Origin of the sequence: Butyrivibrio sp. (assembly GCF_017635265.1) — a bacterium.
Classification (GTDB): Bacteria; Bacillota; Clostridia; order Lachnospirales; family Lachnospiraceae; genus Butyrivibrio.
The window spans coordinates 1-7,181 of the sequence record NZ_JAGBLU010000059.1; the positions used below are offsets into that span (position 1 = coordinate 1).

The following is a 7,181-nucleotide window of genomic DNA, read 5'->3' on the forward strand; positions in this document are numbered from 1 at the left end:
AAACACGGTATTGCCTTCAAAAAAATGTATAAAACAGATTTTAGGCTGTATTTTAAATGGGTATTACCACATGAAAGTGGGTCTAAAGTGAATTGGTATGTGTCCACTCTATAGGTAGTAGTTTACTAACAATCATTGGGTAAATCTATTATTATTTTCATATTTACCCAAGCTTATTCAATAATTCTCGGGTAAAAATCATCTCTTTTATTCCTTTACCCAAATCATTCACTAACTCATGGGTAAAAACCTGCATTTTGTTTTTCTTACCCGCAATGCTCTTGAAAATCTCTAGTGGCATGCCCAAAGCCCCATATACTATGCACGTCATCTGAAAATAATTCGTGTGTTTAGCTTGATCATACATCTATCTTTTAGGCAGTAAGGCAATGTATGTTAAATTGAAGAGATAAGCTCTTTATATCGAACTTGCAAATTGTCATCTATCCTTTATTGTTCCTGGATTCGGAGCCCGAGGCAGAAAAAACCAGCCACACCGAAGGTGCTTGCCCTTTACGGGTTCTGATGGAAACGCTACAATGCAGGAACCGACGGTGAGTGAAAGATTACTGTTCCCATCATCCTCACCGTTGGCAAGATGGCTACTGCGTTTCCAGCAGGTTCAGTCAAGGGTGGCGCACGCAGCCAATCCACTTACGTTCATACAAAGGGAGATTATTCTAGCGTAAGCAAAATGCTTGGCTAGAATACTCTCCCTAATCTTCAGTGTATGAAATTATCCCTAATCTAATCACTGAGCCTTATTTAAAACGGGATCATCTTCTGATTTATCTGTGTTTTTATCTTCAATCTTTTGATAGATATTTGCAAGAATTGCACCTGAAATATTGTGCCATACTGAGAAGATTGCGCCCGGTACTGTTGCCATGGCAAGGTCAGGGAAAGCTGTGCCTGCAAGAGATGTAGCAAGTCCTGAATTTTGCATTCCAATCTCGATTGAAAGAGCTTTTTTCTTGGATACAGGAAGTTTTAACACTTTTCCAAGGAGATATCCGCATGCATAGCCCAGAAGGTTATGAAGGATAACCACTACAAAAACAACAGCACCTGTTTCAAGGATTCTGGCTGAGTTGTGAGATACAACTGCAGCTACAATCAGAGTAATTGCTGCAACTGAGATAAGCGGAAGAATATCTGAAACTTTTGCAGTAAATTTACCAAAGAATCTGTTAATAACAAATCCAAGTCCTATAGGTACAATAACTACTTTAATTATGGATACGAACATACCTAAAACATCTACACTTACAGAAGTTCTAAGAAGAAGGTATGTAATTGCAGGTGTTAAAAACGGAGCAAGAAGAGTGTTAACACTTGTCATTCCTACTGACAAAGCAACATCACCCTTACTAAGATAAGTGATAACGTTACTGGATGTTCCTCCGGGGCATGTTCCAACCAGAATTACTCCTGCTAAAAGACCTGCTTCAAGTCCAAATATTTTTCCAAGAGCAAAAGCAAGAAGTGGCATAATCGTGAACTGTGCCACGCATCCAAGAAGGATATCCTTGGGTTTCTTAAATACAAGAATAAAATCTTCAGGTTTAAGAGTCAGACCCATTCCAAACATAACAATCATAAGAAGATAATTAACCCATGATGTCTGGATCCAAAGGCATGTGCCCGGTACAAAAAGTGCCAAAGCCGCTACTACTAGTACAATGATAGCCATGTACTTCCCAACAAAACTACTTACTTTTTTCATTGTTCCTCTCCTTAATATGCAATTTTGTACATAATTATACATCTTAATGCGATATTGTCTATTGAGTTTGCATAAAAATACAATAATGATTATATTGTATCAATAAATTTGTATAAAAAATATATTGTTTACAATAAAAAAGTGGCTATAATTTTTGATGTTTGCATTATCCTATATTATTATATAGGTAAGCGGAATTATATATGACTCAATATTCAGCAGAAAAGTATATGAATATGTAGGTGGAATTACAGGGTAGGTTAAATGACAAAGAAAAAGCTTGCTTTAGAAGTTATAGAAAGATTAAAAAAAGAATATCCCGATGCAGCGTGTACACTTGATTATGATAAGGCGTGGCAGCTTCTCGTGAGCGTAAGGCTGGCGGCTCAGTGCACAGATGCAAGAGTGGATATGATAACGCCAATATTATATGAAAAGTTTCCAACAGTGGAGGCTCTTGCAAAAGCTGAAGTTTCAGAGATCGAAGAAATCGTGCGTCCATGCGGACTTGGTAATTCCAAGGCAAGAGATATTTCAGCTTGTATGAAGGTGATTCATGAGAAGTATGACGGAAATGTCCCGGATAATATGGAAGAGCTACTGGCACTTCCCGGGGTTGGAAGAAAGAGTGCCAATCTCATAATGGGAGATGTATTTGGGAAGCCTGCGATTGTAACAGATACCCACTGTATAAGGCTTTGTAATCTGATAGGACTTGTAGATGATATAAAGGAGCCGGCCAAAGTCGAAAAAGAACTTTGGAAAATAATTCCTCCGGAAGAAGGCAATTCACTATGTCACAGATTTGTTACCCACGGTAGGGCAGTTTGCATTGCAAGGAGACCTGATTGCGCAGTCTGTTGCCTGAAGGACATTTGTAGGACAGGGAAAAAGTATAAAGAGTAAGAAACTGCATTAAAATGCATAGTTGATTCTGTTACAGTTCTAATAGAGTTTATAAAAAGGTTATTTGACGAAATAAGAAACGGTCTTTACAATGGTTATAACTATCGGTTTATGTGCGTACGAATAATACACGAGGAAGGTTTTGTCTATGGATACAAACGGTCTTAGTGCAGAACAACAGGAATTACTTGCGAGCATAATGGGTAAATCATCGCAGGCAGGCGGTGGAGGAGGCTTTTCACCGTCAAGTGTACCACAGGCTCCGGCGGCGCCTGCAGCTAGCGCAGATCCGGGAAGGATGCTCAGTCAGGCCGAAATTGATGCGCTCATTGCCTCAATGGGAAACTGATATAAAAAATGCTCACTAAGATATTGGTCTTAGTGGGCGTTTTTTGTATATAAATATTGTACTATTCAGATACTAGCCGGCATTTTACTGCAGGCTGAGTGAAGAGATAATCAGATTGGAATAATCGTAAGCTTCTGAGGTTCTACGTGCCTTGATTCACCTTTTCTTCCGCGGCATACAATACCTTTTTCTATTTTGATCATTCCGGCATGGGCTTTCATAGCTTCCATAATCTGACTTGCAGCGTTTTCATAATCTTTGGCATCCATTGGAATAACATAGTCATGATTGAGGTGCTCGGTTGAAATGACAGCAGACCGATATCTTGTATCATATCGTATCCCGTAAAAAGTACAAATCTCAGTGTTCAGAGTGCCGTTACTGTCAGCACATTGCATTGCAATATACATAATTTACGTATTATCCAATCATATAAGAAGAGTGATTGGATTTTTCCTTTCTCCCAGGCTCTCTGGGCTATCTTATCCCTAGTGTAAATAGCAGTAAAGCGAGAAAACACTTATATTATAATGATAATACATTTGCGTAAAAATGACAATAATCTATGAAAATACAAGGTTTGACATCATCACAACTTGTGGTAAACTTTATAAGTATCTGTGCATGAGTCAGATTTTTGCTGACATATCGCAGCTTAAAGGCATAGATATTTATATGAAAAAAGTAGAAGGAGTAGCAAGTTCATGTCAGAAGTATACAACCATCATGCAGTTGAACCCAAGTGGCAGAAATACTGGGAAACACACGAGACTTTCAAGACCGATGTTTGGGATTTTTCCAAGCCAAAATATTATGCACTGGATATGTTTCCATATCCATCAGGAGTAGGCCTACATGCAGGTCATCCGGAAGGGTATACTGCGACGGATATTATGTCCCGTATGAAGCGCATGCAGGGATATAATGTTTTGCATCCGATGGGATATGATTCTTTTGGACTTCCTGCAGAGCAGTATGCTGTGACAACAGGTAATCATCCTGCCGGATTTACAGAGAAAAATATACAGACTTTTTCGAAACAGCTCAAGGAACTTGGTTTCGATTATGACTGGTCCAAAATGATTGCGACAAGTGATCCGAAATTCTATAAGTGGACACAGTGGATCTTTAAGAAATTGTATGAAGCAGGATACGCTAAGCACATAGATATGCCTGTTAACTGGTGTGAGGAACTTGGTACAGTTCTTTCTAATGATGAAGTTATAGATGGCAAGTCTGAACGTGGCGGCTATCCGGTTGTCAAAAAAATGATGAAACAGTGGGTTATCGACCAGCAGGCTTTTGCAGAGGAACTTCTGGACGGGCTTAATGAAATCGACTGGCCCGAGTCTACCAAAGAAATTCAGCGCAACTGGATCGGCAAGTCAACCGGTGTAGAAGTTGATTTCAAGATTGTAGGTGGTGGAGAGTTCTCTATTTTTACAACATGTATAGAGACAATTTACGGTATTACTTTCATGGTACTTGCTCCCGATGGAGATATAGTAAAGGGACTTATGGACCGCGTCGAGAATCGTGAGGAAGTTCAGGCTTACATTGATGAAACCCTCAAGAAAAATGACCTTGACCGTACTGATCTTAACAAGACCAAGTCAGGATGCCCTCTTAAGGGAATATATGCCATCAATCCTGTAAACGGCAAAGAAGTGCCACTGTTTATCGGTGACTTTGTACTTGCAAGCTATGGAACAGGTGCAGTTATGGCTGTTCCTACTCATGATCAGAGAGATTTTGAATATGCACAGGTTCATGGACTTCCGCTTATTCAGGTTATTAACAATACAGAAGGAACAATAGATGTTTCCGGTCATGCTTTTGAAAAGACAGATTACCTTGGCAAGGGATGTATCCTTATGAACTCTGAAGAGTTTGATGGAATGACCGTTGAAGATGCTAAAAAAGCTATTACCAAAAAACTTGTGGATATGGGAGTTGCAAGAGAAAAGGTTAACTACCATTTCCGTGAGTGGATTTTTGCAAGGCAGCGTTATTGGGGCGAGCCTGTTCCATGCGTTTATAAAGAAGATGGAAGCATTCAGTTCCTTGATGACAGTGAGCTTCCTGTAGTACTTCCTGAACTTGAAGATTATAAAGGTCATGGTGGAAAAGCTCCGCTTGAAAATGCCACAGAGTGGAAACAGTATGACAAGAACGGACTTAAGGGCATTAGAGAGACTTCAACAATGCCGGGTTCCGCAGGATCTTCATGGTATTACTTGAGATATATTGATCCCGATAACGACGATGAGTTTGCTAATCAGGAACTTTTAAAGCACTGGATGCCTGTTGATCTTTACGTAGGTGGACCTGAGCATGCTGTTGGACACTTACTGTATTCTCGTATTTGGAATCGTTTCTTATACAGTAAGGGCCTTTCACCTGTAAAAGAGCCATTTAAAAAGCTTGTACATCAGGGTATGATTCTGGGTGAAAACGGTATCAAGATGGGTAAGCGTTTCCCTGAATTTGTTGTTAACCCAAGTGATATCGTTGAGGAATATGGTGCAGATACTTTAAGGCTTTATGAAATGTTTATGGGACCTTTGGAAGTATCAAAGCCATGGAATTCCAACAATGTTACAGGAGCCAGAAAGTTCATCAATCGTGTATATTCATTCTTTACCGATGAAAAGAATATTACAGATGATAACAACGGAAAGCTTGAAAAAGTTTATCATCAGACTGTAAAGAAAGTAACAAACGATTTTGAGGTACTGGCATTTAATACTGCTATTGCCCAGATGATGATTTTTGTTAACGCAGTATATAAAGAGGGAAACTGCCCCAGAGAGTATGCAGAGAACTTCATCAAGATGCTTTCCTGCATTTGTCCGCACGTTGGAGAGGAAATCTGGCAGATTCTCGGACATGACGATACTATTGCCTTTGAGCCATGGCCAACATTTGATGAGTCTAAGTGCGTCGAAGATACAGTGGAAATCGCCGTTCAGATTAACGGTAAGGTCAAGGCAACCCTTGAGATTGGCAAAGAAGATCCCAAGGATGAAGTAATTGCCAAGGGTAAGGAACTTATCGCAGATAAACTTGATGGCAAGAATATTGTCAAGGAAATCTATGTTCCCGGCCGCATCGTAAATATTGTAGTAAAGTAACAAAAATCCATGCATTCTTAAATTAGAAATTTAAGAATGCATCAACCAAGCCAATTTAAATCAACTTCGTTGATGAGGCTTGGTTGACTTTTGACTCATATTCTCACGAAATCCGCAGCATATGCGGATTTCTGAGAGTTAGTTCATGAAGTCATACTTTCTTGTTAGAGGATGCAGCCAAACTGTCAGTGCAGACATAGCTTTGGTCACTCGGTATTTTTCAATGTGATAAATTGGACATGTACTTCAAAGGACCAATTTTATGCATATCCAAGATAGGCCCGAATTACCTGTTCTATGTTTATCAGGAACACAAGCCTTTTGATAGCTTATTAATCCCAAGATGTATTAGGGAGAGTATTACGGCAAAAAGTATTATGCTTACGCTGAAATACTCTCCCTTTGTATGTGCGTAAGTGGATTGGCTGCGTGCGCCACCCTTGACTGAACCTGATGAAAACGCTGTCTATTTCTTGCCGACGGTGAGGATGATGGGAACAGTAATTCTTCACTCACCGTCGGACACAGCATTGTAGCGTTTCCATCAGAACCCGCCAAGGGCAAGCACCTTCGATGTGGCTGGTCATTATGCCTCGGGCTCTGAATCCAGGAACAATAAAGGATAGATGACAATTCGCAAGTTTGATATAAAGAGCTTATCTCTTTAATTTAACATATATTGCCTTACTGCCTAAAAGATAGATGTATGATCAAGCATGCAAAACAAAGAGTTATAAGCGACTATGCGTTGCAATGTCTACGGCCAGCTGCGCATATAAGATAACTCTATTATAAACAGCCTGATTTATCTTATATGGACCAATTGAAAGTGCCGAGAAAAGTGTTTTGGTCTCAAATCATGGTCTCGTATATGTCCATTTTTCAAGAGCATTGCGGGTAAAAAGAGCAAAATGCAGGTTTTTACCCATGAGTTAGTGAATGATTTGGGTAATGAAATAAAAGTGATGATTTTTACCCGAGAATTATTGATAAACTACTACCCATGTCAAGGACAGTATTTGAAATTTACACCCATTTTTTAGACCAGCATCTTCTTTGGATATTC

At 39.5% G+C, this 7,181-nt stretch carries 6 protein-coding genes; 3 read left to right on the plus strand and 3 right to left on the minus strand.

Annotated features, from left to right (window positions below):
- Positions 1 to 163: 163 nt before the first annotated feature.
- Complete coding sequence (locus tag J6O61_RS07445; protein ID WP_292211428.1) at positions 164 to 301, minus strand: hypothetical protein; 138 nt, start codon at positions 299 to 301, stop codon at positions 164 to 166.
- A 450-nt stretch (positions 302 to 751) separates the two neighbouring features.
- The gene (locus J6O61_RS07450) at positions 752 to 1,726 is read right to left on the minus strand and encodes a bile acid:sodium symporter family protein (protein ID WP_292211430.1); all 975 of its coding nucleotides are present in this window, start codon (positions 1,724 to 1,726) and stop codon (positions 752 to 754) included.
- Positions 1,727 to 1,990: 264 nt separating this feature from the next.
- On the opposite strand from J6O61_RS07450, the gene J6O61_RS07455 reads away from it, so the two are divergent.
- Together J6O61_RS07455 and J6O61_RS07460 are read left to right on the plus strand one after the other, a co-directional pair.
- On the plus strand, positions 1,991 to 2,632 hold the full coding sequence (locus tag J6O61_RS07455) for an endonuclease III domain-containing protein (RefSeq protein ID WP_292211434.1): 642 nt from the start codon (positions 1,991 to 1,993) through the stop codon (positions 2,630 to 2,632).
- Between the two features lie 148 nt (positions 2,633 to 2,780).
- The gene (locus J6O61_RS07460; RefSeq protein ID WP_292211436.1) at positions 2,781 to 2,981 is read left to right on the plus strand and encodes a hypothetical protein; all 201 of its coding nucleotides are present in this window, start codon (positions 2,781 to 2,783) and stop codon (positions 2,979 to 2,981) included.
- 110 nt (positions 2,982 to 3,091) lie between these two features.
- Here the strand turns inward: J6O61_RS07460 and J6O61_RS07465 are convergent, their stop codons facing one another.
- The gene (locus J6O61_RS07465) at positions 3,092 to 3,391 is read right to left on the minus strand and encodes a hypothetical protein (protein ID WP_292211439.1); all 300 of its coding nucleotides are present in this window, start codon (positions 3,389 to 3,391) and stop codon (positions 3,092 to 3,094) included.
- A gap of 294 nt (positions 3,392 to 3,685) precedes the next feature.
- Between J6O61_RS07465 and leuS the strand changes: the two genes are divergently transcribed.
- Complete coding sequence (leuS, locus tag J6O61_RS07470; protein WP_292211440.1) at positions 3,686 to 6,115, plus strand: leucine--tRNA ligase; 2,430 nt, start codon at positions 3,686 to 3,688, stop codon at positions 6,113 to 6,115.
- Positions 6,116 to 7,181 lie beyond the last annotated feature (1,066 nt).